Consider the following 1769-nt stretch of genomic DNA (forward strand, 5'->3'; position numbering starts at 1 on the left):
CAAATATTGAGTTAGTCGTATAGGTAAGGAGGTGATCCAGCCCCAGGTTCCCCTAGGGCTACCTTGTTACGACTTCACCCCAGTCATGAACCACAAAGTGGTGAGCGCACTCCCGAAGGTTATGCTACCCACTTCTTTTGCAGCCCACTCCCATGGTGTGACGGGCGGTGTGTACAAGGCCCGGGAACGTATTCACCGTAGCATTCTGATCTACGATTACTAGCGATTCCGACTTCATGGAGTCGAGTTGCAGACTCCAATCCGGACTACGACGTACTTTGTGAGATTAGCTTCACCTCGCGGCTTCGCAACCCTCTGTATACGCCATTGTAGCACGTGTGTAGCCCTACTCGTAAGGGCCATGATGACTTGACGTCGTCCCCACCTTCCTCCGGTTTATCACCGGCAGTCTCCCTAAAGTTCCCGACATTACTCGCTGGCAAATAAGGATAGGGGTTGCGCTCGTTGCGGGACTTAACCCAACATTTCACAACACGAGCTGACGACAGCCATGCAGCACCTGTCTCAGAGTTCCCGAAGGCACCAATCCATCTCTGGAAAGTTCTCTGGATGTCAAGAGTAGGTAAGGTTCTTCGCGTTGCATCGAATTAAACCACATGCTCCACCGCTTGTGCGGGCCCCCGTCAATTCATTTGAGTTTTAACCTTGCGGCCGTACTCCCCAGGCGGTCTACTTAATGCGTTAGCTTGGGAGCCCAGTGCTCAAGGCACCAAACTCCGAGTAGACATCGTTTACGGCGTGGACTACCGGGGTATCTAATCCCGTTTGCTCCCCACGCTTTCGTGCATGAGCGTCAGTCTTTGTCCAGGGGGCCGCCTTCGCCACCGGTATTCCTTCAGATCTCTACGCATTTCACCGCTACACCTGAAATTCTACCCCCCTCTACAAGACTCTAGTTCGCCAGTTCCAAATGCTATTCCCAGGTTGAGCCCGGGGCTTTCACATCTGGCTTAACGAACCGCCTGCGCACGCTTTACGCCCAGTAATTCCGATTAACGCTCGGACCCTCCGTATTACCGCGGCTGCTGGCACGGAGTTAGCCGGTCCTTCTTCTGCGAGTAACGTCACAGTAAGCAGTTATTAACTACTTACCTTTCCTCCTCGCTGAAAGTGCTTTACAACCCTAGGGCCTTCTTCACACACGCGGCATGGCTGCATCAGGGTTTCCCCCATTGTGCAATATTCCCCACTGCTGCCTCCCGTAGGAGTCTGGGCCGTGTCTCAGTCCCAGTGTGGCTGATCATCCTCTCAGAACAGCTAGGGATCGTCGCCTTGGTAAGCCATTACCTTACCAACTAGCTAATCCCACCTAAGTTCATCCAATCGCGAAAGGCCCGAAGGTCCCCTCCTTTCCCCCGTAGGGCGTATGCGGTATTAGCAGTCGTTTCCAACTGTTATCCCCCTCGACTGGGCAGATCCCTAGGCATTACTCACCCGTCCGCCGCTCGTCAGCAAAAGTGCAAGCACTTTCCTGTTACCGCTCGACTTGCATGTGTTAGGCCTGCCGCCAGCGTTCAATCTGAGCCATGATCAAACTCTTCAATTAAAAGTTTTTTCGTTCTTTCGAACGCTCAATGAATTCTACTGTCATGCGCTGATTAATAACCGAAATCATCAATCAACTTGTCAAGTATGAACATTCTAAAACCGAAGTTTTAGCATTGAGTTTAAATTTTTGATTGCTTCAATTCCGAAGAATATAAGAAGCAATTTCGAATAACTCAACACCTGTGAATGTCCACACAGAT

Annotated in this window: 1 rRNA gene; it reads right to left on the minus strand. The window is 51.2% G+C overall.

The annotated features are described in order from the left end of the window. Window positions 1–24: 24 nt before the first annotated feature. Window positions 25–1567, minus strand: a 16S ribosomal RNA gene (locus tag G3R48_RS16870). Window positions 1568–1769: the final 202 nt, after the last annotated feature.

The sequence above is a fragment of the Shewanella intestini genome (assembly GCF_018221465.1).
In the GTDB taxonomy this organism is placed as follows: domain Bacteria; phylum Pseudomonadota; class Gammaproteobacteria; order Enterobacterales; family Shewanellaceae; genus Shewanella; species Shewanella intestini.